General features: G+C 66.0%; 20 protein-coding genes. 7 read left to right on the forward strand and 13 right to left on the reverse strand.

What is annotated here, in order from left to right:
• Nucleotides 1-208: 208 nt before the first annotated feature.
• From CFB82_RS34305 to CFB82_RS34335, 7 genes are all read right to left on the reverse strand, one after another.
• Nucleotides 209-1,198 carry a patatin-like phospholipase family protein gene (locus CFB82_RS34305; protein ID WP_089448927.1) on the reverse strand — a complete coding sequence of 330 codons (990 nt, stop codon included), beginning with the start codon at nt 1,196-1,198 and terminating at the stop codon, nt 209-211.
• Nucleotides 1,199-1,981: 783 nt separating this feature from the next.
• Entirely contained in the window at nt 1,982-4,609 is a 2,628-nt protein-coding gene (locus CFB82_RS34310) for a hypothetical protein (RefSeq protein WP_089486856.1), read from the reverse strand.
• A gap of 96 nt (nt 4,610-4,705) precedes the next feature.
• Nucleotides 4,706-5,974, reverse strand: coding sequence for a hypothetical protein (locus CFB82_RS34315; protein ID WP_143751008.1), 1,269 nt, complete (start codon nt 5,972-5,974; stop codon nt 4,706-4,708).
• Nucleotides 5,975-6,075: 101 nt separating this feature from the next.
• A complete protein-coding gene (locus CFB82_RS44640) occupies nt 6,076-6,330 on the reverse strand; it encodes a response regulator transcription factor (protein WP_089449058.1) in 255 nt (84 codons plus the stop codon).
• Entirely contained in the window at nt 6,234-6,494 is a 261-nt protein-coding gene (locus tag CFB82_RS34325; RefSeq protein WP_089486858.1) for a response regulator transcription factor, read from the reverse strand. Before CFB82_RS34325 ends, CFB82_RS44640 begins: the two co-directional genes overlap by 97 nt.
• 332 nt (nt 6,495-6,826) lie before the next feature.
• On the reverse strand, nt 6,827-7,672 hold the full coding sequence (locus CFB82_RS34330; RefSeq protein WP_179255489.1) for a lysozyme inhibitor LprI family protein: 846 nt from the start codon (nt 7,670-7,672) through the stop codon (nt 6,827-6,829).
• Nucleotides 7,673-7,760: 88 nt separating this feature from the next.
• Nucleotides 7,761-8,741: a bifunctional helix-turn-helix transcriptional regulator/GNAT family N-acetyltransferase gene (locus CFB82_RS34335; protein ID WP_089486860.1), complete on the reverse strand. Its 981-nt coding sequence runs from the start codon at nt 8,739-8,741 to the stop codon at nt 7,761-7,763.
• A gap of 267 nt (nt 8,742-9,008) precedes the next feature.
• Between CFB82_RS34335 and CFB82_RS34340 the strand changes: the two genes are divergently transcribed.
• Nucleotides 9,009-9,383: a sugar ABC transporter ATPase gene (locus tag CFB82_RS34340; protein WP_089448922.1), complete on the forward strand. Its 375-nt coding sequence runs from the start codon at nt 9,009-9,011 to the stop codon at nt 9,381-9,383.
• 40 nt (nt 9,384-9,423) lie between these two features.
• On the opposite strand, the gene CFB82_RS34345 is transcribed toward CFB82_RS34340, so the two are convergent.
• Entirely contained in the window at nt 9,424-11,859 is a 2,436-nt protein-coding gene (locus tag CFB82_RS34345) for a PEP-utilizing enzyme (protein ID WP_179255490.1), read from the reverse strand.
• 361 nt (nt 11,860-12,220) lie between these two features.
• Here CFB82_RS34345 and CFB82_RS34350 point away from each other — a divergent pair, with 361 nt between their 5' ends.
• Nucleotides 12,221-12,619, forward strand: a complete 399-nt coding sequence (locus tag CFB82_RS34350) for a surface-adhesin E family protein (RefSeq protein WP_143751009.1) — start codon at nt 12,221-12,223, stop codon at nt 12,617-12,619.
• A 161-nt stretch (nt 12,620-12,780) separates the two neighbouring features.
• On the opposite strand, the gene CFB82_RS34355 is transcribed toward CFB82_RS34350, so the two are convergent.
• From CFB82_RS34355 to CFB82_RS34385, 5 genes are all read right to left on the reverse strand, one after another.
• On the reverse strand, nt 12,781-13,956 hold the full coding sequence (locus CFB82_RS34355; protein WP_069249814.1) for an ABC transporter ATP-binding protein: 1,176 nt from the start codon (nt 13,954-13,956) through the stop codon (nt 12,781-12,783).
• Nucleotides 13,953-14,606 (reverse strand): ABC transporter permease, encoded by a 654-nt coding sequence (locus CFB82_RS34360; RefSeq protein WP_089486862.1) that lies wholly within the window; start codon nt 14,604-14,606, stop codon nt 13,953-13,955. Before CFB82_RS34360 ends, CFB82_RS34355 begins: the two co-directional genes overlap by 4 nt.
• 10 nt (nt 14,607-14,616) lie before the next feature.
• Nucleotides 14,617-15,528, reverse strand: coding sequence for a glycine betaine ABC transporter substrate-binding protein (locus CFB82_RS34365; protein ID WP_089486863.1), 912 nt, complete (start codon nt 15,526-15,528; stop codon nt 14,617-14,619).
• Nucleotides 15,525-16,241, reverse strand: coding sequence for an ABC transporter permease (locus CFB82_RS34370; protein WP_089486864.1), 717 nt, complete (start codon nt 16,239-16,241; stop codon nt 15,525-15,527). The genes CFB82_RS34365 and CFB82_RS34370 overlap by 4 nt, the downstream gene beginning before the upstream one ends.
• 624 nt (nt 16,242-16,865) lie before the next feature.
• Nucleotides 16,866-17,960, reverse strand: coding sequence for an AraC family transcriptional regulator (locus CFB82_RS34385; RefSeq protein ID WP_089486865.1), 1,095 nt, complete (start codon nt 17,958-17,960; stop codon nt 16,866-16,868).
• A gap of 251 nt (nt 17,961-18,211) precedes the next feature.
• On the opposite strand from CFB82_RS34385, the gene CFB82_RS34390 reads away from it, so the two are divergent.
• From CFB82_RS34390 to CFB82_RS34410, 5 genes are all read left to right on the forward strand, one after another.
• Entirely contained in the window at nt 18,212-19,603 is a 1,392-nt protein-coding gene (locus tag CFB82_RS34390; RefSeq protein ID WP_089486866.1) for an APC family permease, read from the forward strand.
• Nucleotides 19,604-19,667: 64 nt separating this feature from the next.
• Entirely contained in the window at nt 19,668-21,065 is a 1,398-nt protein-coding gene (locus tag CFB82_RS34395; protein WP_089486867.1) for an aspartate aminotransferase family protein, read from the forward strand.
• A 30-nt stretch (nt 21,066-21,095) separates the two neighbouring features.
• A complete protein-coding gene (locus CFB82_RS34400; RefSeq protein WP_089486868.1) occupies nt 21,096-22,520 on the forward strand; it encodes an aldehyde dehydrogenase family protein in 1,425 nt (474 codons plus the stop codon).
• Nucleotides 22,521-22,683: 163 nt separating this feature from the next.
• The gene (locus CFB82_RS34405) at nt 22,684-24,189 is read left to right on the forward strand and encodes a M81 family metallopeptidase (RefSeq protein WP_089486869.1); all 1,506 of its coding nucleotides are present in this window, start codon (nt 22,684-22,686) and stop codon (nt 24,187-24,189) included.
• A gap of 128 nt (nt 24,190-24,317) precedes the next feature.
• Nucleotides 24,318-25,505 carry a YncE family protein gene (locus CFB82_RS34410; protein ID WP_089486870.1) on the forward strand — a complete coding sequence of 396 codons (1,188 nt, stop codon included), beginning with the start codon at nt 24,318-24,320 and terminating at the stop codon, nt 25,503-25,505.
• Nucleotides 25,506-25,992 lie beyond the last annotated feature (487 nt).

Genomic DNA, 25,992 nt, shown 5'->3' on the forward strand with positions numbered 1-25,992 from the left:
GCGCTTCATTGATCATCGCCCATCCCGATCGCCAGCAACACGAACCCCTGTTTTCCCCATCGCGTGATTGACCATGTCGGGGCCGCACGGAACGTAGAACCCGCCCCGGGATTAAACGAGTGCCTGTCTACGCCGATCGCGTAGTATCCGCCCGCATACCTGCAAACCGCCGGAAGCATCGCGGCGAAGCCTGGCTATCGATGCGCCATCAGCGCCAGAATTGCTCCACCCACTGGCACACACGTTGCCACTCGGCGGTTCTCATGTACGCCTGGGCTTCCTTCTCCAGTTCCGGCGCCTTTTGCCATTCGTCCAGGCCGACGAATTGACTGAGCTCGAAATTTCCGCGCTGGTAGTGGGAGTTCAGTATCTGCCCGCACTGTTGTGCGGCGATCGTCGCTGTCGTATCCATCGTCAGCCCGAGCAGGGCTGCTGCCGGTACGCCCCCGCTTTCGAACGGCCACAGCCATTTCGAAACGCCCCAGGCCAACGGGTTGCCGACAGCGTCCCGGGGAATACCTGCGGGGATGGTTCCGGTGCCAAGCGACAGCAGGCGCAGATCGTCCAGATTGCCTGCGCGACGGCTGGCCAGCGCCTCGGCAATGGCGGACACGGAAGGATTGTTCGCAAACACGCCGCCATCGGCGAAATAGCCGAGCCCGGCGATTTCGTACGGCGGGAAATACGTCGGTGCAGCCGACGTGGCAAGTGCGGCATCGGACAGGCTGACATTGCGATAGGTGTTGCCGTTTCCGTTGGAGAGGGTGCACGGAGCCCAGCTCTTGGTCGGCGGATCCCACAGGCGTGCCGAGTTGATTGCGACGAAGTGAGACAGATCGGCCAGCTTGCCGTTGCCGACCAGCGATTTGGCGATCTCCTGTAGCCCGGTGTTGACATACTGGCATTGGTACACGCCGGGTCCAGCCAGGATCGTGTCCTGTTCGGGTGCTTGCTTTTGGGCCAGCCATGCCCCGTTTTCACGAAAGATGACCGAACCCTTCGTCCTATAGATATCGACGATCTCGGAAATGGATACGCCGCGCGCGAGCCCTAGCGCGATCAGGCCGCCCGTGGATGTGCCGGCAAAGCCGTCGGCGCTCGCGATGATCCGACTGCGCTGGTCAAGATCCTGGATGAGCAGGGCAGTGATCAATCCCCGGATACCGCCACCATCGCAACTGAGAATTTTGAAGGTCATCGTGTTTCCTCTTTTGATTGTGAGATGAATATGAATGTCGCAACCCGGCGGGTATCCCGCCCGTGTTGCCGCGGGGATCCCCGCTTCCTGCGCTGTGTCGACGCCAGGAACTCAAGCCAACGGGCGAAGCGTCATGCAGGCGTGATTGTGTTGGGCGTCACCGTTTTATTGCCGATCGATTTGGTACCAGTGATTTATAGAAAATGAAATGACGAATGACAAGGTATGCGAAAGAGGCGAATTTAAATTAAAACAATGCGAATCGAATTGCATATATTTGAAACATTCGAATCCGTCCGGTTTATGGGTGATTGCCTATGCTTCGGCTGGCGGGAGACGCGATGACACGCTTACGCTTTAGCGCGGAGAGAATCCGCCGGTTGGCCTCATCCGATCCTGCCCGTGATTGGGTCGCCGACCAGTCCAGCCCCGGAGTGCGGACTCTTGCGTCTTTCTCGCGGGTATCCGACTACTTGGTGAGGCCGAGTGCCAACTCTTTGCGACATCTGCCGACGATCACGGAACTGCTGTGCCTGCCGTGGCTGGCAACAGAGGGCTGGACATTTAGGTGTGGCAACAGATTGACCGCCCATGAATAGTCACCAGCGGGTTGCCGGCTGCCGGCCGGCATCGTAGTCGTGACGGGTGACCCGCCGATTGATCGTGGACAAATCGCGCAATCGCCCGGCCTGAAAAATCGACCGAACCGGAATTAAACGGCGTAACCGTCCACGGAAACGGGCCCCCGACAGCGGCAGGTTTGCACGCGTAGCAGCACGCATTCTATTCAAGCTGCCGTCCCAGGATCTCATTGACGATCAGCTTCATCGAGTTGCGTCGCAATTGGCGGATGCCGTAGTCCTCGGCGGCAGCGGCAGCCTCAAGGAACCGCAATGCGAGAACTCTCGCGGGCGTGACCGGCCAGCCATTGATCGAGTCGTTGACCTGCCCCGAGCGCAGGCTGGCATCGACCACGCTCACCGTAGCCAGCACGGGCTGCGAGTCTTCGATCACCGTTGCCGGACTCACGACACCGGGCTTCGGTATCACCAGCAATACCGCACTTTCGGCTTCACCGACGGTTTTCGTGTCGATGCGACCCGCGAGCGAGCCCAACCGTGTGGCCAGTTGGTTCAGAATCTGCACACTTTGCGGCAAGCTGGATGGTGTGAGCCACAACTCGAGCTCGATCTGTTCAACCGGCCATGTGCCGTCTGCAAGTTCGGATGACAGGCCTGCGTGCAGCAGATGCAGTCGCGCCGCAAAGGCACCGACGATCGCGACGGTTGCATTGGCGCCCGTGACGTGGCGGGGCGTGGGCGCCAGCGCTGTCACGATGTTCGAGACCAGTTCCCACGCCCCGGTTGGGAGCGGCTTGCCGAGATCCGGCATGCCGAACGCGATTTCGAGACGCTTGAGATCCTTCACGATCGTCGACACGAGCGCGCGAGTACCGGTAAAGACGCCCAGCAACTTTCGGGCATTGGCTCCTTTATCCGAAGCCGATTCCAACTCATCCGAGATCCGCGCCCAGATTGATCTCAAGACATCGGATCGTTCATCGTAAAGCTGGCCGCTCGTCACGAGCGATGCGACATATGTGTCGAGCGCTTCGCCCCACGACCGGTGACCCGGGGCGTCAACGTCGAGCGATTCCAGAAGGGCGTCAAGCGTCCAGATCTGAAGACGGCCCTCGGCGGTGCTGTCGACAGGCTTTAACGCGCCGATGGTTTTCGGGACCTGCTGCTTGAGTCGCGCCAGTTTCTCGGCGACAACGCCGGTGATTGCGTCGCCACCGCTTTGCAGTACAAGACCGAGCCGATCCAGCCGTTTTGCGAGCTTTCTGTCCACCGTTTCGGGTGTTTCCACGGCGTCGCGCAAGATCGTCGAGAAGTCGTCGACGAAGAAGCCCAGTTGCGGCACGGGTACCAACGCTCCGGACACCCCCTTCGTCTTTGTGACGGTAACGTGAGCCCAGTGCTCGCGCAACTCGACCGAGCTTCGCGTGGAGATCCCGATATCGATCAGCTCCCCGTTGATGCCGGTCGGTCGCGCGGTCCCGCTGGCGGCTGCCTGCAGCCCGGCCATGGACATTAGCGTCAGTTGGGACTGTGGCGCACGCGTATCCTGGGCGGCCTCGGCCAGCGCTTCCGCCTGTGCTCCGGCGAGGGTGTATTCGTTGGGCTCTTCGTCTTCGTCGCGCGGCACGACTGCCGCCAGCGTTGCCGTCGCAGGCGCGGCGAGCGCCGCCTTGTTGCCGTACAGCAGTTCGGTATAGCCATAGCGAAGTTCGTCGAGTGTCTTGATCACGGTATCGTTGACCGCAGCGAAAGCCGTGTACCACGCCTCGGCAGGAAGCTCGGGGTCTATCAGCACCCCGGTATCCCAGTCGTTCGTACCCAGTCGCGGCGTGCCGAGTGCCGTGAACATCGCTCGTCCGCCCTTCAGATAGAAGCGGAGGACGGGCCCGGGCCGGCCGAATTTCGCCTGAAGCTTGCGGCTCAGGTTGTCCAGCTGTTCACCAAGCGCGGCGATCTGCTTTTCATGCCAGGCGCAAAGCCATTCCAGTTGTGCAGGGTGCATGGATCCGGTGACCAACCCGCTCGCTTCCTGTTTGATCGCGTGGGTCATGGCCTCGATCGAGGAACCGCCGTGGAAGCGGTGCATCAGTCGATAGAGATAGAACGCGCTGATGTTGTACAGCGAACGGGACGACGCCACCACATTGCCCGGGTCCGAAAGCGGGCGCACGAGCTTGCTCTCGAGTTCGTCGGCCAGTGCCAGCAGGTCGTCGCGTTGCGATACATTTTGACGCTCGTAGATCCAGCGCCGCGCGATATCGGCGGGCTCGGTGTTATCGGGAAAGCCCAGGTATTTCGCTGCCTTTTGCAGCTCGGGAGCCATCGCGTCGGTCGACTTGCCCGGCGCCATCCGCATCAGGAGGCTTACGGCACGGTCGACCACGGTGCCCATTTCGCCGAGTGGGCTGCGGTCGGCGGACGGCTCGTTGATGAGTCGCCGTGCCAGATGGAGCCGGCTTTTGATTGCGTCAAGTTCGTCATCGATGAGTGGCCACCGTCGCAGGTCTGCGTCGATACCGTCATCGTCGACGTTCAGAAGGCGGGGTTTGTCTGTCGTCAGCAAGAAGAAGCGGGAAAGCGCCTGATGCTCAGCGTCTTTGCGGGCATCGTCCCCGCTCGCCGTGGCAGTCAGGCGCCTGACGACTGCCTGATACCCCGTCTCCAGCGACTGAAGCGGATGCACGGCGACCGCTTGCCATCCCGTCATCTGCGCCTGTTGTCCCGTGTTGGCGACGCTCAGGGCATCGGCCGGCATCGATGGGTGCCGGGCCCGGAGGGTCGATGCCGCGTTGCTCGCGAGCGTCGCAAAGTAGCTCTGTATCTCGTCCATGTCATACCTCGGCAAACCATGAAAAAGTGAGGATGCAAAGTGCCGCACGCAACGCAAATGCGCGCGTTGCGTGCGAATCGCTGCGTTGAGTTCCGGTCAGTTCGGTGCGTTCTGTACCGTGACGCCCCAGATCTGGACGAGGCCCTTGTTCAGCGTGTATGTGACGGTCAGGCTGCCGTCGTTATTGATCGTCTTTCCCGTCGTGACCGAGCTCTTCGCGGACGCACTGAAGAACGGCCAGATGCCGAACTCCGCTGCCGCAGTGATCGTCTGCTGGTCGGATGCGCTGTACGACGCGTGGCTGGTCACGCTGATCTTGTAGTCGCTCACCAGGACGAGCTGCGACACGCGTCGCGCGAGCGAACCATTGGGCTGCGAGAAGAACGAATCCCAGTTGCCTGCGCTGGCGCCCGGCGTCCAGACCGTGTTGTCGTTCTTCGCGCTGTAGGCACGCGAGAATTCCGACGACGTGAACCAGGCGCCGGGTTGCGTAGCGAGCGTGGCGAACGAACCGATGTGCCCCTCGATCGACAGGCGGGAGCTCGCGGCTTTCGTATTCAGCTGCTCGAAACTGCCTCGTGCGCCTGCCGAAAAGATGTCGTAGAAGCCGGAAGCCGCCCCTTCGACCCAGACGTGGCTCAGCGAAGTGTTCATCGACTGCGAATCGAATGCGATATCGGCAGACGCACCGTTCGCGATCGCTTGCTGGGCTTCGTCCAGCGTCGCCGAATACTTGTACAGGGAGTAGGGATTGCCGGCGGAATCAACGAACGACTGCTTGTTCGAGGCGTTCGCAACAGCATCCAGCGCGACATTTAGCGGCAGCGTCGCCTGCTGCTTGAAGACGGTCACGGCCGCTGCCGCCTTGTTCGGATCGAGATGCCGGTCAGCCCACTTCTGGAAAAGCTGCAGCTGGGTAAGACTCGAGGTGTCCGCATCCCGATAGGCGATCCATTTCGCATATTGGTCGCCGAGTGCAGTTTGCAGCGTATTGCCTCCTTCGCCGCGGAGCGCATGCAGCAGCATGTCGTAAGCGCTCGCGCGACTTGACAGTCCCGACGCATCGTAATGCGCCACGGCGCTGACGGGCGGAACGGCGTTGGAAATCAGGAAAAGTCCGCTTGAATCGGTCGAGGCGAGCGCCAGCGTCCCCTGCGCAAGCTGGAACGTGTTCTCGTCGAGATTCAGCGCTTGACGGACCACGTTGTACCAGCCGGCGTTCAAGTCCATTACCTGTTTGCTGATGTCGGTCATTTTTTTCTCCAGATAGTCGTCGTTGCTTCGTTGGATGCGCTGCACGGTTCGTTTCGGAATCGGAATGGCAGCACGTGCAAGCACCGGAGGGCGGCCCTGACGGGCGTTCATCTGATGAATGCAGGGGAAATATAGGTCGCCCGACAGCAAATATCTGTGGCTCCGATGGCGTATTGACACGGCGCATCGACAGACCCCCGATCCCCGGTTCTTCAGGGCTGTGACCACCAGACAGACAACTGCACGGCCGAATGAACGCCCACACGGCGAAAGATGTTTTCCCGGTGTTTGCGGACGGTGGCAGGGCTGATCGCGAGCGCCTTCGCGATCTCCTTGCTGGATCGTCCCGAGATGACGAGTTGCGCGATCGTCAGTTCTCGTGCGGAGAGGCTGGCCTTCGCGGGAGGTGAATGGACGGAAGGAAGGGCTTTGGGGCGGTGTCTGCCTGTCGAATTGCCAACGTGCATAGTGCTGCCGCGTTAGGCGCACCCGTTTTCCCCAACAGACGCCGGCGATGCTTGCGAACGGTTTGCTCGCTGATACACAGGCGCGCTGCAATCGCCTTGCAGGCCAACCCATCTGCGATCAGGGACAGCACATCGCGCTCTCGCGGTGTGAGACGGTCGGCCATGACGATTATTGGTATCGCTTCGTTGATGGAACCGACGCAGCGCGACTAGGCCCCGGCCCCACGTCGGCCTTCTTTTTTATCAGGGGTGGCCTAGGAATGTCGCGGGACGTGCTGCTCGTGTCAAGGGCGCGCTGACGGATTCGGGAACGCCGTTCGCGAAGGCATCGGGTGTGCGTCGCGCAGCCCGGCCTGCCGCCTGATTGGCAGGACGCGATCGTGGTGACCGCCGTCATGACCGCGATGCTCGTGTGGGGAATCTTGCGCGTGCAGCGTACCAAGTGATGCGTTGCCTACGCGTCGCGCTTCATGCGCGGCGGCATAGTACGGCCGTGTCAATCGGCGTCGATCTTGTCCGCGGCGTACACGAGTTGTTGAAGGCGCGCGGCGGCTTCGTCGCGTAGTTCGATCGCGACCTGCGGCGGCACGCGGGCCGGGTCGGTCGCCGGGTAAAGCGCGCCGATCAGCGGCGGCTGCGCGGCGACGAACGCCTGCCATTTCCGCGCCGACATCCGCATGGCCTCGCGCGACGCGTGCGGCAGGCGATGCTCGATCACACGGGTCATGTCGTCGATATCCTGGCGGTACAGTGGCGTGGCCTGCGCCGCGCAGCGGCCGAGCGCATCGAGACCCGTGAGCGCTACGCAGTGCTCTCGCTCGAAATGCGCACCGCGTTGCGGGACGGTTGCGACGCGTTCGGGTTTCGCATCGGCCTGCGGCGGCAGGCGACCGGCCAGATCGAAGTTGTGTGTCGCGAGATCAGATTCAAAGCGCTGCAGCGTCAGCGCGCGTTGTCGCGTCACGCGCATTACGTCGTTCGCATTCATCGTTGCGTACATCGTGCCGCGCGTCGTAGCGTAGACGGCGCCGATCAGCTTCAGGTCGGCGTCGCGGCGTGCGAGCCATGCGCGTTGCGCATGCAGCAGCGCCGGGCGGCCGGCAGCCGGCAACGACGCCTGCAGCGCGCGGTAGCTGGTGTTGAGGCGCGCGTCCCACGCACGCTCCGCGTCGTCGATGCATTCGTTCTGGCCGGCCGTCGACGCGTGCGTGGGGTCGTCCAGGCACAGCGTCATTGTTCGGTCGATCGGATCGATATTGGCGGCGACATTGGCTCGCGTGGCAACGGCGGCCGGCACGATGGCGGCCGCGCAGAGCGCGAGGGCGGCGAGACGTTCGAACATGCAGGGCATCGTGGTTGTCGAGGCGGGAAGGTTGCGTCGACAGACTATAAGGGCATTCGCAGCGGAGACAGCGATGTCCCGTCACCCCTCAACCGCCCGACGGCCCCGACCGGCTGAAGCGCTGCTCGACCACCTCGGTTCCCCAATGCGTGCCCGCGGATTCGCTGGTCAACGCAAAACCGAACGACTCGTACAGATGGCGCGCCGAGTCCAGCCCCTTGAACGTCCACAGATAGGTTTCGCGAAACCGCTGCGCGTCGACGAAGCGCATGGCTTCCGTCATGAGCCGGCGCCCGATGCCCGACCCGCGCAGCGCATCGTTCACGATGAACCAGCGCAGGTGTGCGATGCCCGTTGCCGGGTCGCCGTCGATCGCGAGTGAAGCGAGCGTCCGTCCGTCTTCCTGGCATAGCCAAAGCGCCTTGCCGTCGGCCGGCAGCGTACCGGCGAACTCGGCCAGTTCGGTCGCCACCCGCTTTTCGAAAAAGGCGCCGAAGCCCCAGTGTTCCGAATAAAAACGCGCGTGAAGGCTCGCGATATCGCCGATGCAGCCCGGTTGGTAACCTTCGCGGATCGCCGGCGCGTCGAGTGCCGCGACGGGCGCCTTCGCGGCGTTGTCCTGCGCGAGCGCATCGGCATACAGCGCGAGCGAGCGCAGCAGCGCCTGCTGGTCGGCGGGCACCATGCGGCGCAGCGCATTCGATACCTGGTCCGTCGCGAACGTGTCGATTCTCTTCTGGAGCTTTTTTCCGTCGGCGGTCAGGTACAGCTCGATCGTGCGCGCATCGTCGCTCGACACGCGCCGCTCGACGACACCGGCCGCCTCGAGCCGCGCGAGTTGCCGGCTCGTGTTCGATTTGTCCAGCCGCAGGATGTTGCCCAGGTCGCGGGCGTTGATGCCGGGCGCCATCCCGATCTCGAGGATCGCGTGAACGGCCGAAGGCGCCCAGTCGCTGTCGGCCAGCGTCGCGCGCATGAAGCCGAGCTCGCGAACCAGTTTGCGGGAAAAGTCGCGCAGCTCGAGGATCGTGGCTTCGCGAGGCTTGGCGGGAGCGTCGATGAGGTCCATGGTCGGCCCGGAAAGGTTGCGGATCGCAATCAATAATAGTTGCGGGTCGCAACTTGATCAAGGTGGCTTTTCATGGGGACGGGTTATGCCGCCGGAGGGGTTTCCGGAGGCCGGTGTCGGCGTGGACCAGGGCGACGATGAGTGGGACTGGCGCGGATGGCGGCGTGCCGCGAACCGGACGCATACTGGGTGCATCCGGCCTGCCTGTGATGCGAGCACGGGCGTCGGCCGGTCATCGATCCGCGGTGGCGGACAACGGAGCGCACCATGAACCATCTGAAGCCGATGACGATTGCATTGCTTGCCGGATGCGGCATCAGCGCTGGCGCGGCCCACGCTGCCGGCAGCATGGATGCGCCGCCTTGCAGCGCGGCGCATGCGGCGGACCAGGGCCGGATCGCCGCGATGCCGGGCACGTCGGTCCGCAGCTTTTCGACCGCCGGTTGTTCGGGTGCGGTGTTGCAGGGCGAACGAGCCACCGCGACGGTCAATGGCGACCGGGTCGAGCTGCGGGACGGCACCGTCTATGTGAACGGCCGTTCGTACGGCGCCGTCACGCCCGCGCAGACGGTCGAATACGAAGCCGCGCACGACCGGCGCACGTTGAAGGTCGACGGGGTAGTCCGCACGCCGGTACGCTGACCAGCAGTTCAGGCTCAGGCGTATGGCAACCGCTTCGCGTTCATTCGACCAGCGTCAGCTGGCCATCGCTGAGCTGCACCTCGCGCCCGACCCACGCCGCATCGACGCGCGGCAGCACGGCCGACGGTTTGCGCAGCTCGCGCAGCAGCGTCGCGCCGTGCGACAGCCGGCCGCCCATGCGCGCGATCACGGCGCGCGCGGCCTGGTACTGCGCGTGCCGGCCCGGATCGAGCGTGTCTTCCAGCAGGATGTCGTGGCCGAGCACCCCTTGCGTGTGGCCCGGATAGATCATGAAGCCGGCCGCCTCGTCGGTGCCTTCGCTGCCGTCCTGCCAGAAGCTGCCGTTGCGTTCGCGGCGATCGGGATGGGGTGCGAACCACGCGTCGCGATCGGCGGCCGGGATTGCATGATGCAGGCGGAAGAACACGCGCATCAGGTTGTCGCGGTACCACTCGCGCACCTGCAGATACCAGCCGCGCATGCCGGGCGCGCCGAGCGCGTGGAGCACGCGGACCGGCAGCGGCCAGTCGGGAAACGCCTGCAGCGGCAGGCGGGTGGGCGCGGGCCGAGCGGTGCCCGGATCGGTTTCCCACGGCAGGCGATGCGGGCTGTCGTCGAGCTGGCCGTATGCGGTCGGCGGACGGCCCCACAGTGCGCCGCCGCTGCTGGCCAGCGATGACGCGATGCACAGGTTGCCCTGCACGACGAACACGTAGAAGCGCGTGAACCAGTCGGCCAGCTGCCGGCCGTCGGCGTGTTGCTCGACGAGCGTCGCGAGTTCCTGGTCGAAGCGCTGCAAGCCGCGCTCGAGCGTCGGCAGGTGTCCGCGCGCGACGCGCAGCATGCGCCAGAACACCGGCAGCGAACGCAGCAGCCGCAGCGGGCGCCAGCGCAGCGGCGGCGTCGCGCCGCCGATCTCGCCGCTGTAGTTGCCGGCTGACACGCCCCAGTCGGCGAGACGGGCGAGGAACAGGTCGTTGTTGATGTACGACGCGCCGCCATAGAGTGCGGTGAATGGTTCGTTGTCCTGCAGTACGCGAGCATCCCAGCGCGCCATGATCGCCGGGATGCTGCCGGCCGCGCGTCGTTGCGCATACTCGACCAGCCGGCTCGGCTGGGGCGGCAGGATCTCGGCGATGTTCGCGGCGGTCAGGTGTCGATGCCATCCGTAGCTGCTGATCGGACGGTACTGCAGCAGCCACAGCTGCCGGCCGTCCCACGCCCATTCGACGTCGCCCGGCACGTAATGGAACGCGCGCAGCACGCGTTGCAGGAAGGCCCACAGCTGCGTCGCGCTCAAGTTTTGCGCGGTCGGGAACGTACCGCGCTGCCAGGGCTCGCCGAGCCGCGACAGGATCGCGCGTTGCGGGCTGGCCTGACCGTCGGCGAGTGTTTCGAGGTGGCCTTCCACCCACTCGACTTCAACCGCGAGATGACGCACGAACGCGATGCCGGACAGCACGGGCGTGATGAACCGCTGCACGACCGCTTCCTCGAGGCCGCCGTCGAGCAGCTCGGCCACGCGCGCGGCTGCTTGCGCTGCCGGTACGCGCAGGAACGTCGTATGCAGGCCGGCGTTGGCCGCATCGGCCTGGTCTTCACCGTGGCTCGACGAGCGGATCGCCCACTCGGCGTCGGGCTGGCTCGCGAGAAATCCGGGCAGGCGCGGATCGTCGGCGCGGGTCAGCGACAGCGCGGGCGGCACGGGCAGGCCGGCCATCGTCGCCAGCGCCAGGCGCCCGCCCTTGGTATGCGCGACGAAGCCGGCATCGCCTGCTTCGAGCCAGTGCACGAATGCCGCCGGCGCGTCGATCCACGGATAGTGTCCCCAGCCGGCCTGCAGCGTGACGGTGAGGTCGGCGCGCGCGAGGATGGCCGACCACGCGGCGGCCTGGCGCACCCCGAGCACGTTGTCCTGGTCGCCCCACACGAGTTCGATGCGATCGGTGACCCACTCGAGCAGCGGCAGCGCGGTATCGGCGCGCACGAGATCCCAGTGCGGCAGGAACGCCCGGCAGCGCGCATAGCCGGCGCCCATGCGGCGGTACTGTGCGGGCGTCCAGGTCCGGTTCGAGAACTTGCGGGCGAACAGCGTCGGGTAATGCGCGAGCAGCCAGTGGATGGTCTTGCGCAGCGGCTTCGGCGCCATCAGTTTCGGCAGGCGCCGTTCCCACAGAAACGCACCGACGGGCGCGAGCAGCACGCTGCGGCTGAAGTGGCCGGGGCGTCGCTGCAATGCGTGCAGCACCAGCAGCGCATTCACGCCGACCGCCATGATCGCGTGGCCCGGTTCGGTCATGTCCAGCAGCGCTTGCGCATACGCGGCGAGATCTTCGCAGGGCGGCGCGGGGTTGTCGCCGAAGCCCGGCAGTTCCAGCGGCACGGGACGGTAATGCCGGAAGTGGGGCAGTGCATCGTCCCACCAGTCGGCCGCGCTGCCGTTGCCGGCGAGGAGGTACAGGATCGGTTTGCTCATGGAGGCTTCGTCGGCGGGCGATCGTCGCGATGGCGCGTGCCGGGTCGGGGCGGCGCCGTTTGCGGATGCCACGGGTCGTGTCCGTGTTGTCTTGTTCGCGTTGCGCCGGTGCGAGTGGAATGGAAGGGCGGCCCGCTCGGCTTGATGCTTGATTGTTGCCGGCATTTTACGCGAGTCGATTTCATCCAATTCGCGAATCATTCGGCGCGCTGATTTTTTATACGCGCTCGACAGGCATGACCGGATGTCGATTGGAAGAAATGAGCCGAAGCCGGTGAACGATCCGGTTTGAATCGCGCACGTCACGCAACCGGAGAAAGTAGAATCAGGCCGCCGGAATTCACCGGGCCGGATTCGAGGAATGAAAATGAAAAGACGCTGGATTGCGGGGGCATGGCTTGCGCTCGTCGCAAGCGGTGCGTGGGCCGAGAACTGGATCACGCTGGGCCCGGGCCCGGCTATCGCGCTCTATGTGGATCCCGCCTCCGTCGAGCGTCATCCGCTCAATTCGTGGGTGACGGTCAAGATCGTCTATGCCGAGCCTCGCCGTTACTCGGCGCCGTTTCCGGTGAAGAGCCTCGTTTCCGATTGGTCGTTCGGCTGCGACAACAAAACCTGGGCGATGGGCAAGACCAGCATGGTCGGAACGCAGCCGGGCCAGGTCTACGTATCTCGCGAAGATTCGGATGATTACCGCTACGTCGAACGTGACTCCATTCAGACGCTGGTCATGGATTATGTATGCGGGAAACACGGATGACGGCAATGGCGTCCGCTCGCCGGTTCCGGTTTGACGAGGTTCGGATGAAGGCGGGTCAACCGGTGTTTTATCGCCGGACGTAGCCGCACGTTTTCGCCACCGCGCACGTCATCGAATCGCTTCCCCGGGCCGGTGCGATGGCGCGCCGGCCCGGAGAACAGTCAGTGCGTGGCGGTTGCCGCGACCGCATCGGCCGGGCTGCCCGGTGGCTGGCCCGTCTGCCGGCGTGAGCGGCCCGAGCTGAGGTACGCGGCGATCGAGTCCTGCGTGATCTCGCCGAGCCAGGCGCCGTCGGGATCGAGCACCGGCATCCACGACGCGCTGTACTGGTACATCTTCGACAGCACGATGCGCAGGTTGTCGTCCGCCGCGACACCGGCCGGGAAGGGCGTCACGCGCTCGCCGCACACGCCGCCGTCGGTGCGCGCCGCGCGGCGCGTCACATAGCCGAGCGCGCGGCCCGCGTCGTCGAGCACGGTCAGGTAGCGGCAGTCGGTTTCGTCCATCACGGCGAGCGCGTGCGCGAGCGGCGTATCGACTCGTGCCGTTTCGGGTTGCGTGGCGGCGTCGCCGGCCTTCACGAGCAGCAGGCGCTTGAGCGTGCTGTCCTGGCCCACGAACTGCGCGACGAATTCGTCGCGCGGGCGGGCGAGCAGTGTGTCGGGGTGATCGTATTGCACGAGCTGGCCGCGCCGGAACACGGCGATGCGATCGCCCAGCTTGATCGCTTCGTCGATGTCGTGGCTCACCATGATCACGGTCTTGTTCAGTTGCCGCTGCATCTGGAAAAACTCGTTCTGGATCGATTCGCGATTGATCGGATCGACCGCGCCGAACGGCTCGTCCATCAACAGCACGGGCGGATCGGCGGCCAGCGCGCGAATCACGCCGATACGCTGCTGCTGCCCGCCCGACAGTTCGCGCGGATAGCGTTTCAGGTACAGCTTCGGATCGAGTGCGACCATCGCCATCAGGTCGCGTGCGCGCTCGGCGCAGCGCTTCTTGTCCCAGCCGAGCAGACGCGGCACGACGGTGATGTTTTCCTCGATCGTCATGTTCGGGAACAACCCGATCTGCTGGATCACGTAGCCGATGTGGCGCCGCAGGTCGACCTCGTCGAGCTGCGCCGTATCCTCGCCGTTGATCAGCACGCGGCCGGACGTGGGGGCGATCAGCCGGTTGATCATCTTCAGCGTGGTGGTCTTGCCGCAGCCCGACGGGCCGAGGAATACGCAGATCTCCCCCTCGGCCACCGAGAGGCTCACGGCGTCGACCGCGCGCACGGCCTGGCCGTCTTTCCGCGTGAAGGTCTTGGTCAGTTTGTCGAGTTCGATCATGTCTTCTGCACTCCCTTCGGTGTCAATGCTCGCTGCAGCCTCTGCAGGAGCCGGTCGGCGACGATCGCGAGCAGGCTCACGAGCACCGCGCCCACCAGCAGTTTCATCATGCTGCTCTGGCCGATGGCACGCAGGATCAGCGTGCCGAGCCCGCCCGCGCCGACCACGGCGGCGATCGTCATCACGCCGATGTTCATCACGACGGCGGTGCGCACACCCGCGAGAATCACGGGCACCGCGAGCGGCAGGTCGACGAGCCGCAGGCGCTGCCACGACGTCATGCCGATGCCGGTGCCGGCTTCCTTGATGCCCGCATCCACGTTGTGCAGCGCGAGGTAGGTGTTGCGCATGATCGGCAGCAGCGAGTACAGGAACACGGCGGTGATCGCGGGGGCGGCGCCGATCCCTTGGCCGAAGCGCGAGAAGAACGGGATCATCAGGCCGAACAGCGCGATGGACGGCAGCGTGAGCACGATGGTCGCGACGCCGAGCAGCGGCCCGGCAAGCCAGTCGTGGCGATTGATGAGGACGCCGAGCGGCACGCCGGCCACGATCGCGCAGCCTACGGCGATGCCGACCAGCCAGATGTGCTGCAACGTGAGTTGCAGCAGTTCGGGCCAGCTCGACGCGAGATAGTCGAATACGCTCATCGGTTCTCCTTCAAGGCAGCTTGTGCGTGCGCAGGAACGCGTCGGCGACGTCGCGTGGCGACTTGCCGTCGAGGTCGACCTCCTTGGCCATCGCCTGCATCACGTCGTTGTCGAGCGCGGCCGACAGCGCGTTGAGCTGCGTCGCGAGCTTCGGGTTGCGATCGAGCGTGTCCTTGCGCACCACGGGCGTCGCGTTGTACGGCGGGAAGAAGTGCTTGTCGTCCTCGAGCGGCACGATGCCGAAGCCCTTCACGCGCCCGTCGGTCGTGTACACGAGGCCGATCTTCAACTGGTTGTTGTGCAGCGCCGTGTAGACGAGCCCCGGGTCCATCTGCTTCAGCTGCGCGCGGCTGAACTGCATGCCGTAGGCGGCGAGCAGCGGCTTCAGCCCGTCGGGGCGATTCGCGAATTCCGCGTCCATCCCGAACACGTAGTGCTTCGCGGCCGGGTCGGTTTTCAGGTGCTCGGCGAGCTGCGAGACGGTCCGGATGCCGGTGGCCTGCGCAAGCGGGCTGGGCAGGCCGATCGCGTAGGTGTCGTTGAGCGGCGATGCGTCGAGCCAGACGAGCCCGCGCGGCACGTCGAGCGCCTTGACGCGCCGGTACATTTCCTCGGGCGACAGCTTGTCGTTGATCTTGTTGTAGACGAGCGCGGCGGTGCCCGTGTAGTCCCACATGAGATCGAACTGGCCGTTCTCCAGCGCGCTGCGCACGAGCGTGCTGCCGAGACCCGAACGGACTTCCACGTCGTAGCCGCGCGCGCGCAGGTATTGCGCGGTGAGTTCCGCCAGCACGTATTGCTCGGTGAAGTTCTTCGCGCCCAGCACGAGCTTCGCCGCGCATGCCGGTGCACTCGCCGCCATGCACAGCGCGGCGGCGGCGCACAGGCGCGCGAGCGATCGAATGGTGCGGTGGAGCGTCATGCGGCACCTCCGTGGCGGGCGAGCCAATGGCGGCTGCCGGCCGCAACGATGCCATCCAGCACCAGCGCGAGGATCGCGGTGAGCGACGCGCCGAGCAGCAGCAGCGGCTGGTTGTCGAGATAGATGCCGGGGAAAATCAGCGAGCCGAGACTGTCCGCGCCGATCAGGTACGCGAGCGGGGCCGTGCCGACGTTGATCGCCAGCGCGGTGCGCACGCCGCCGACGATGATCGGCAGCGCGTTGGGCAACTCCACGCGCACGAGCGATTGCCAGCCCGTCATGCCGATGCCCTTGGCGGCTTCGCGCAGCGCGGCCGGCACGTTCTTCATGCCTTCGTAGGCATTGCGCGTGATGGGCAGCAGCGACGCGAGAAACAGCGCGACGATCGCGGGCACGTTGCCGATGCCGAAGATGCCCAGCGCGATGGCGAGCACGGCGAGCGACGGGATCGTGTTGCCGATGTTGAAGACCTGCATGAAGCGCTCGGCCTGATGCTGGAAGCGCGGCCGGCTCAGCAGCACGCCGGCCGGTACGCCGACGGCGATCGCGAGCGCCATCGAATAGGCGACCAGCAGCATGTGCTGGCCCGCGTAGTACGCGAGATCGTCCGCGCGCTGGCTGAATGTGTCGGCGCCGATGCCGCGCGCGAGCGCCCAGGCGATGGCGACGATGGCGATCAGGCTGCCCACCAGCTGGACAGTGCGTCGAGTCATGAAGATACACCCCCTCAATCTCGGTGCGGCACACGCGCAGGCGCACGCCGCGTAGACGCCGGATGGCGCCGCGATGGAAGTTCGTGATCCCGGCATGGCCGCGATTTGAACTGACGGAAACAGTCATGCCGGCCGCAACGAGGTGCGACTGGCGGTCGAGTGAACGCAATGCTGCGTTCGTCTGATTGTCATGTTCAGCCCGGCGGCGCCGTAACGGCGAGGCGCGTTCGAGCAGGGCACCGTCTCGTGAAGACGGCATCGATGCGGCTGGCGTGAAGCCGGCCGCTGGAGCCGGAGGCCCCCTTGACGTGGCGAAACGGATGCATGCGCAATGAATTGCGAAATGACATCACGTTGCGCACGAGATCATGCATTTTGTGATGAAGTTGGGGCGAGTATAGAACAATCGAATGATCGCGTCTACCTTGAGGGGCGATCGCGATTGCGTGCCGACGATCGTGCGGTAGCGATGAAGCGGGGGCGGATCCAGTGCACGGAAAATGATTCGAATTCCGAATCGATAGGCGAGGCCGTGGAATTGAAGCGGGTTTCGCGAGCGGCCTCGCTTCGTGCCCTACCGACACGCACCACCGCGTATCCGCACGCAGCCCTGGCGCGTCCGGCTTATTCGCTGACGTCCGGATCGGCGCGCGGCGTCCGGCCGGTCCAGCGTCGATACGCATGACGGAAACTGCGCGGCTCGCTGTAGCCGAGACGTTCCGCGATGGCCGCGACCGTCAGCTCGGGATCGTCGAGCATCCGCACCGCCTCGTCGCGGCGCACGTCGTCGAGCAGCATCTGAAACGTGAGGCCATCCTTGTCGAGCCGCCGGCGCAGCGTGCGCTCCGTCAGGTGCAGTGCATCCGCGAGCGACGTCATCGACTTGAAGCGCGCGAGGTCGCGCGCCATCAGCTCCTTCGCGCGATCGGCGAAGCGCGTGCCGACCGATGCGGCCCACTGCCGTTCGAGCGCCTCGCACTGGCCGTGCAGCGCGTTGAAGCTGACTTCGTTCGCGAGCAGCGGCATCTCGGTGCCGTTCACCGACGTGAATACGAGCCGGTTGTCGCCCGCATTGAACGCGACCTTGCAGCCGAAGTGGCGCGTGTAGTCGGCTGCATTGCGCGGCGTGCGGCGCGCGAGCTGTACCTGCGCGGGCCAGACGGGCTTGCCGACGAGATCGGACACGATCAGGCGCAGGCTCGACAGGCACATGTCTACCTGGAACACCTCGAGATCGGGTTCGCCGTTGTAACGGCTGATCGTCACGCTCATGCCGTCCGCGTGCGCATCGATACGCACATCGAAATACAGCCCCATGAACAGCGGAAACTGGGCCATGCACCGGAATGCCTGCATCACCGACCCGCTGATCAGCATCGCGTAGCCGGCGAGGCCGAGCGTCGACACGTGCAGCCGTGCGCCGATCGACAGCCCGATCGACGGCACGCCGCTGCGCTGCAGCAGGTTGCGGAAGCAGCGCTGCTCCTGGCCGCGATTCACGTGCAGATTCGGCGACGCGACTTCGTCCGCGCCGAGCCCCGTGCCTTCGAGCAGCGCGGCGCCGTCGATATGCCGCACGCGGCACTCGTCCAGCGCGACCGCGATCGCGTGGACCGTGGCGGGAATGTCCTCCTGGCGTCCGGCCGGACGCGCGAGGCCGAGCGACGAGCGCAGGCTGCGCTCGGCCCGGCTCTGGTCTGGATGGGCGCGGCTGTTCATGGTGCGGACGGGGTGACGGGATCGCGTAGAACATAGCCGGAATGTCCGCATAACGCCAGTGCCGCACAGCAGCATGCATGGCTCGACGGCGCGACACGCGGCGATGTGTCCGGAAATATCCCCCGATTACGTCCGCTTTTCTCATTCGTGGCGGATTTTTTGGCGCACCACACTTTCTCTCAGTCGTGCGCCGCCGGCCGTGCCGGGCGAACGAGTGTTGAAGCCGTGAACGCCACCCACGTGAGGACAGCATGGACAACGACAGCCCAGGTCGATACGCATCAGCCGCCCCGACGCATGACTTCGGCGCGCACGCGATGCGAGGCGACGCGGACCCACGCCGCAAGCCGCACCTGCTCGGGCTCGCGACGCTGGTGATTTTCGGCCTTGCGTACATGCTGCCGATGACGGTGTTCACGACCTACGGGATCGTCACGAGCGAGACGAACGGGCACCTGACCGCCGCGTATGCGGTCACGCTGGTCGCGATGCTGTTCACCGCACGCAGCTACGGCCACATGGCGCGGCTGATGCCGAGCGCCGGTTCCGCCTATACGTTCGCGAGCCGCAACTTCGGCACGTCGGCCGGCTTCATGGTCGGCTGGGCGTTGCTGATGGACTACCTGTTCATCCCGATGATCAGCTACCTCGCGATCGGCATCTACATGAAGCAGATTTTCCCGGGTGTGCCGGCGAGCGTATGGATCGTCGGGAGCATCGTGCTGATCACCGGGCTGAACATCGTCGGCATCCGGCTCGTCAATCGCGTGAACCTGATCCTGATCGCGAGCCAGCTCGTGTTCATCGTGATCTTCTTCATCGCTTCCGCGCGGGTCGCGGCGGGCGAAGGGCTGTCGATGGCCGTCGCGCTGCCGTCGTCGGGCGATGCGCGGGCGATCTTCGCCGGCTCCGCGATCCTGTGCCTGTCATTCCTCGGTTTCGATGCGGTTACCACGCTGTCGGAGGAAACACGCGAGCCGAAGCGCACGGTGCCGCGCGCGATCCTGCTCTGCACGCTGGCGAGCGGCGTGCTGTTCATGCTGGTCGCCTACGTCGGGCAGGTGGTGTTTCCCGACTGGCACGCCTTCAAGGATCTCGATTCGGCCAGCCTCGAACTGATGCGACGCATCGGCGGCGGCACGCTGTCGGCGTTCTTCGTCGCGGTGTACGTGGCCGGTTGTTTCGCGAGCGCGATGGCGGGCCAAGCGAGCGTGACGCGCGTGCTGTTCGCGATGGGCCGCGACCGGGTGCTGCCCGAACGCGTCTTCGGCCACCTGCATGCGCGGTTGCGCACGCCGGTGCGCGCGACGCTCGCGGTCGGCATCGTGTCGTTGTCCGCGCTGTTCATCACGCTCGATCTCGCGTCGACGATGATCAGCTTCGGTGCGCTCGTCGCGTTCGCGGTCGTGAACCTGTGCGTGATGCGCAGCTATCTGTGCCGGCCCGAGCATCGCCGCTTCGCGTGCTGGATCACGTTCGGCGTGATGCCGGCGATCGGCTTCGCGATGAACGTGTGGCTCTGGTCGGGCCTGTCGCGCCAGACGTTCTACGTCGGCATCGGCTGGCTCGTGCTCGGACTCTGCCAGCTCGTGTGGCTCACGCGCGGCTTTACGCGCCCGGCGCCGACGCTGTCGATGAATTGAATGACCGGTGGCCGACTGCCGGCCGCCGGCCGCCGGCTCTGAAACCCTGAAGGAGGAACCATCCATGAACGCTGTTGACGTCAATCTCGATGCGGACCTGCAGGCCCTCGGCAAACGCCACCTGCTGATGCATTTCACGCACGCCGATGCGTATCGCGACCACGCGCTCACCGTGTTCGACCGCGGCGAAGGCTGCTGGCTCGTCGACCGCAACGGCAAGCGCTACTTCGACGGGCTGGCTGGGCTGTACTGCGTGCAGGTCGGGTACAGCCACGGCGCGGAAATCGGCGACGCGATCCGCGAGCAGATGGTGCGGCTGCCGTTCGCGACCAACTGGGGTGTCGGCCACGAGCCGGCGATCAAGCTCGCGCACAAGCTCGCGGCGCTCGCGCCGGAAGGGCTGAACCGGGTGTTCTTCACATCGAGCGGCTCGGAGTCGAACGAATCGGCGATCAAGCTGGTGCGCCAGTATCACCAGTCGCGCGGCGAGCCGCAGCGGCGCAAGTTCATCGCGCGGCGCGTCGCGTATCACGGCACGTCGTTCGGTGCGCTCGCGCTGAACGGGATGACGAACTTCCGCAAGCATTTCGAGCCGCTGATGTCGGGCGTGCGGCACGTGAGCAATACGAAGCGCTACGGCCGACCGGTGGGCGAGACGGAAGCGCAGTTCACGCGCCACCTGCTCGACGAGATCGAATCGCTGATCGTGCAGGAAGGGCCGGATACCGTCGCCGCGATCGTCGTTGAGCCGCTGCAGAATGCGGGCGGCAGCCTGACGCCGCCGGCCGGCTATGCGGCCGGGCTGCGCGACATCTGCGACCGGCACGGCGTGCTGCTCGTCGCCGACGAAGTGATCTGCGGGTTCGGCCGGCTCGGCGAATATTTCGGCTCCACGCGCTACGGGCTGAAGCCGGACATCATCACGTTCGCGAAAGGCATCGCGTCGGGCTACGTACCGCTCGGCGGCGTGATCGCGAGCGACGCGGTGGTCGACACGGTGCTCGACGGCCCGCAGCAGATGTTCCTGCACGGCGCGACCTACGGCGGCCACCCGGTTGCATGCACGGCCGCGCTCGCGAACCTCGCGATCATGGCGCGCGAAGGCGTGCTGGAGAGCGTCCGCAGCAACGAAGCGGTATTCCGCCAGACGCTCGACGGCCTGCTCGAACTGCCGTGCGTCGGCGACGTGCGCGGCGACGGCTACCACTACTCGCTCGAACTCGTGACCGACAAGGCCGCGCGCCGCTGGGCGGCCGGCATCAGCGCGCAGGCGTTCGTGTCGACGCTGCTCGCGCCCGCGATCTTCGACGCAGGGCTGCTGTGCCGCGCGGGCGTCGATCACGAAGGCACGCCGATCGTGCAGTTCTCGCCGCCGCTCGTGATGTCGCGCGACGAGATCGTCTGGTTCGTCGCGAAGATCCGCGACATCCTCGTCGACACCTATGCGCGGGCGACGCGCTGAGCGCGGCGTCCTTCATTTCAGGAGCATTCGATGAGAACGTCACAACAGTCCTATATCGACGGCCAGTGGCTCGATCCGGCCGATGCACGATCGATCGACGTGATCGATCCAGCCACTGCACGGCCGTATGCGCAGCTCAGGATCGGCGACTCAGCCGACGTCGATCGCGCGGTCGGCGCGGCGAAGCAGGCCTTCGACACGTATTCGCGCTGGCCGGTGGACGAGCGTGTCGCGCTGTTGCGGCGCGTGCTCGAGATCTACCAGCGCCGCTACGAAGAAGTCGCGCGGACGATCAGCCAGGAAATGGGCGCGCCGATCGCATTTGCGCGTGCGGCGCAGGCCGCGGTCGGCACCGCGCACCTCGAGCAGACGATCCGTGCGCTGCAGTCGTTCCGCTTCAGCACGCAGACCGATTCGCTGCTGGTGTCGCACGAGCCGATCGGCGTGTGCGCGCTGATCACGCCGTGGAACTGGCCGATCAACCAGATCGTGTGCAAGGTCGCGCCGGCGCTCGCGGCCGGCTGCACGATGGTGCTCAAGCCGAGCGAGATCGCGCCGTTCAGCGCGATCCTGTTCGCGGAGATCCTGCACGAAGCCGGCGTGCCGGCCGGTGTGTTCAACCTCGTGCACGGCTACGGGCATGAAGTGGGCGACGCGCTGTCGCGGCACCCGGATGTCGACATGGTGTCGTTCACGGGCTCGACGCGCGCCGGTGTCGAGGTCGCGAAGGCGGCCGCCGATACCGTGAAGCGCGTGCACCAGGAGCTCGGCAGCAAGAGCCCGAACCTGATCCTGCCCGATGCCGATATCGAGGAGGCGGTCACGCGCGGCGCGCGCAGCTGCTTCAGCAACAGCGGCCAGTCGTGCAATGCGCCGACGCGCATGCTCGTGCATGCCGACCACCTTGCGCTGGCCGAGCAGGCCGCGCGACGGGAGGCGGAACGCACGGTCGTCGGCGATCCGCGTTCGACGGAAACCGGCATCGGGCCGGTGGTCAGCCGCACGCAGTTCGACCGCATCCAGCACTTCATCCGGCTGGGGATCGACGAAGGCGCGACGCTCGTCGCCGGCGGGCCGGGGCGGCCGGACGGGCTCGGCGACGGGTTCTACGTGCGGCCGACGGTGTTCTCGAACGTCACGCCGGACATGACGATCGCGCGCGAGGAAATCTTCGGGCCGGTGTTGGCGATCATGACCTACCGCACCGAGGACGAGGCCGTCGCGCTCGCGAACGATTCGGTCTACGGGCTCGCGGCTTATGTGCAGACGAAGGATATCGAGCGCGCGCGCAGGATCGCGGCACGGCTGCGGGTGGGCAATGTCCACATCAACTACCCGCCATGGAACCCGGCCGCGCCGTTCGGCGGCTACAAGCGTTCGGGCAACGGCCGCGAGTATGCGGAGTTCGGCCTCGTCGAGTATCTGGAGACGAAGGGCACGACGGGGTACGCGTGAGCGGCGCGCGGATGCGCTGGCCGGGCGGCGGCGTCCTGATGGGCGCCGCCGCGCCTTTTCATCGATGGACCGATGGATCGATCGGGAGGAATTCGACGATGCAGATGATGGAGACGACCGAAGACAGGCGCAGCGCGACGGCGTGCGCGGAGGGCCGCGTGCGATGAAGATCCTGATCGCCCGGATGAACCATGAGACCAACACGTTCTCGCCGGTGCCGACGCCGCTTGCCGCGTTCGGCCGCAACGGCCCCGACTGGGGCGACGACGCGTATCGCGCGAATCGGGGGATGCGCACCGCGATGGCCGCGTTCCTCGACGCGGCCGAACGTGAAGGCGCCGAGATCGTGACGCCGGTATCGGCGGCCGCGAACCCGAGCGGGCTGGTCGCGGCCGACGCGTACACGGCGATCTGCGACGCGATCGTTGCGGCCGCACCGGGCTGCGACGCGGTGATGCTCGACCTGCATGGCGCGATGGTCGCCGAGCAGAGCGCGGATGGCGAGGGCGACCTGCTCGCGCGGGTGCGTGCGGCACTGCCCGACGCGCCGATCGCGGTCGCGCTCGACCTGCACGCGAACGTCACGCAGAAGATGATCGATCACGCGGACGTGATCGTCAGTTTCAAGACTTACCCGCATGTCGATATGGTTGAGACCGGCGAGCATGCGGCGCGCGTGCTGCTCGACCGGCTGCACGGCCGCGCGCGGCCGGTGCTCGCGTGGCGGCAGCCGCCGCTGATGACGTCGACGCTGCGCAGCGCGAGCGCGGAAGGCGCGATGCGGCGCGCGGTGGAGGCCGCGCGCGCGGCCGAGGCCGACGGGATGCTCGCGGTCTCGGTGCTGCCCGGCTTCTCGCTCGCGGACATTCCCGCGCCGTGCATCAGCGTGGTCGTGGTGGCCGATGGCGATCGGGCCGCCGCCGACGCGGTGGCCGAGCGCATCGCGCGGCAGATCTGGGACGAGCGCGACGATTTCGTCTATCGCAGCGCGCCGCTTGCCGACTCGGTGGCGCAGGCCGCAGCGCTCGCACGCGGTGCGGATCGCCCGGTGCTGATGCTCGATCACGGCGACAACTGCATGTCGGGCGGGCCGTGCGACACGATGGACCTGCTCGAGGCCGCGCTTGCGCACGGGCTGGACGGCATCGTCAGCGGGCCGTTGTGCGACCCGCAGGCCGTCGCGGCGCTGATCGACGCGGGTGTCGGCGCGACCGCCACGGTATCGGTCGGCAACCGCCTGCCGTCGCACGGCGGCGTGCGGCGTGCGCCGTTCCGCGCGACCGGCATCGTGCGCGCGCTCACCGACGGCGAATACGTGATCACGGGGCCCACTTACACGGGCCAGCGTGCGTACATGGGCCGCACGGCCGTGCTCGACATCGGCGCGGCCACGCTGGTCATTACCGAGCGTACGCAGGAGCCGTGGGATCTCGGCGTGTTCGAGAGCGTCGGCGTCGATCCGCGCCGCGCGCGTTTCCTGCTGCTGAAGTCGCGGATGTATTGCCGGCCGGTGTTCGTGCCGATCGCGGCCGCGCTGGTCGAATGCGACAGCCGCGGCGTGACGGGTTCGGACTACGGCCTGTTCCGTTACGAGCGGCTTGCGCGGCCCGTGTATCCGCTCGACGATGTGGGCGAATGGTCGTCGTCCGGCGTGCGACGGATGGATTGACGGAACCCGACCGGGTGCGAGGCGCCGGATTTGCCGGCTTTCGGGCATCATGCGATGGCACCGACCCGTCGAGCAGCAGGGTCGATGCCATCCATTGTGTCCGCAACCGATCCGGAGAATCGACCGACATGCATTCGAATCCTTTCCGCCCGCGCAGCGCGCGCCTGCTCGCCGCGCTGACCCTCGCCACGACGGCCGTTGCCGCCCACGCCGCCGACTGGATCGTGTCCGGCAACGACGGCAAGTACCAGCGCGTCGAGGGCCGCGACACCTATCTGGCTTCGCCGCCCGCCGACACGCTGACGCTGCTCGACGCCAGCACGTTCCCGCCGAAGGTCGCGCTGCAGGTCGACGTCGAGAACGGCATCCAGGGGCCGCCGCAGGCCGTCGCGATCACGCCCGACGCGAAGCTCGCGCTCGTCGGCGCGCCGACGCGCTACGACACGGCCGCGAAGCAGCTCGTGTTCGACACGTTCCTGCAGGTCGTGAATCTCGACGCCGCGCCGCCGTCGATCACGCGCATCGAGCTCGGCACGCATCCGCAAGGGATCGCGATCGATCGCTCGGGCAAGCTCGCGCTGGTCGCGAACGTCGACGGCAGCGTGTCGATCCTGCGCATTGACGGCACGAACGTGACGCTTGACGGCAACCTGAAGATCGGCAAGAAGCGGCTGGCCGGGATCAGCTTCACCCATGACGGCAAGCATGCGCTCGTGTCGCTGCGCGACGAGCAGGGCATCGCGGTGCTGAACGTCGAAGACGGCAAGGTGACCGACAGCGGGTCGCGCCTGAGCACCGGCGTCGCGCCTTACACGATCGACGTGTCGAGCGACAACCGCTGGGCCGTCGTCAGCAACGTCGGGCTCGCGGGGCTGCCGGGCTATACGGGCACGCTGGCGGGCGACGCCGATTCGGTCGCGCTGATCGACGTGTCGCGCATGCCGTTCCGCACGGTCCAGTATCTGACGGTGCCGTCGCTGCCGGAAGGCGTCGCGATCTCGCCGAACGGGAAGTGGATCGCCGTGCAGGCGATGGACGGTTCGAACCTGACGGCCGACAACCCGGGCCGCCACAAGATCGGCAAGGTGCTGCTGTTCGAGATCCGCGACGGGCAGGCCGTGAAGGTGAGCGAGTTGCCCGGCGGCGAAGCCGCGCAAGGCATCGTGTTCACCGCCGACAGCCGGCACGTGATCGTGCAGTTCAACGTCGAACGGCAACTGGCGCTCTATTCGGTCGAAGGCGGCAAGCTGCACGATACGCGCAAGCGGATCGCGCTGACGGGTGGGCCGTCGTCGTTGAGGACGTTGCCGCGCTGACGCGCACGGCATTGACGCGTTCGGTTTCGTCGATTCATGCGGCGCCCGGGTTCGCCGGGCGCCCGTCAAAGCACACCCCCTGTGCGCCGCCCTTGCAACGCAACAAATGGCGGGAATTTGTACTCAAAGCCACTTAAACGCCGGATTGTTTAGTTAAGAAAACTGAAAATTCGGGAAACGTCTTGTAGTGAATAAACAGTCGTTGCGGCACTGTAAGCCCTTGGGAAGCATGTGACGTACCGGGAGACAGGGCGGTGTAGGAGACGGTTGCGGCAGCAACGATCGTCGCCGGGTGTTCGCATGTGAAAGTCAGCATGACGTCGCCTGGGGGACCAGTCGACGTCACGCCGCGCGGCATCGATGTGCCGCGCAGGGCCGCAAGCCAGGCGGCGTGCCGGATGATCGTCGGCGCCGGATCAATCGGTCACCGCGAACAACGTCACGCTGGCGCTCGCGAGCCGACGGCAAGTCGATGAGCGGGCAGGCC

The organism is Burkholderia sp. HI2714, assembly GCF_002223085.1.
Lineage (GTDB): Bacteria > Pseudomonadota > Gammaproteobacteria > Burkholderiales > Burkholderiaceae > Burkholderia > Burkholderia lata_D.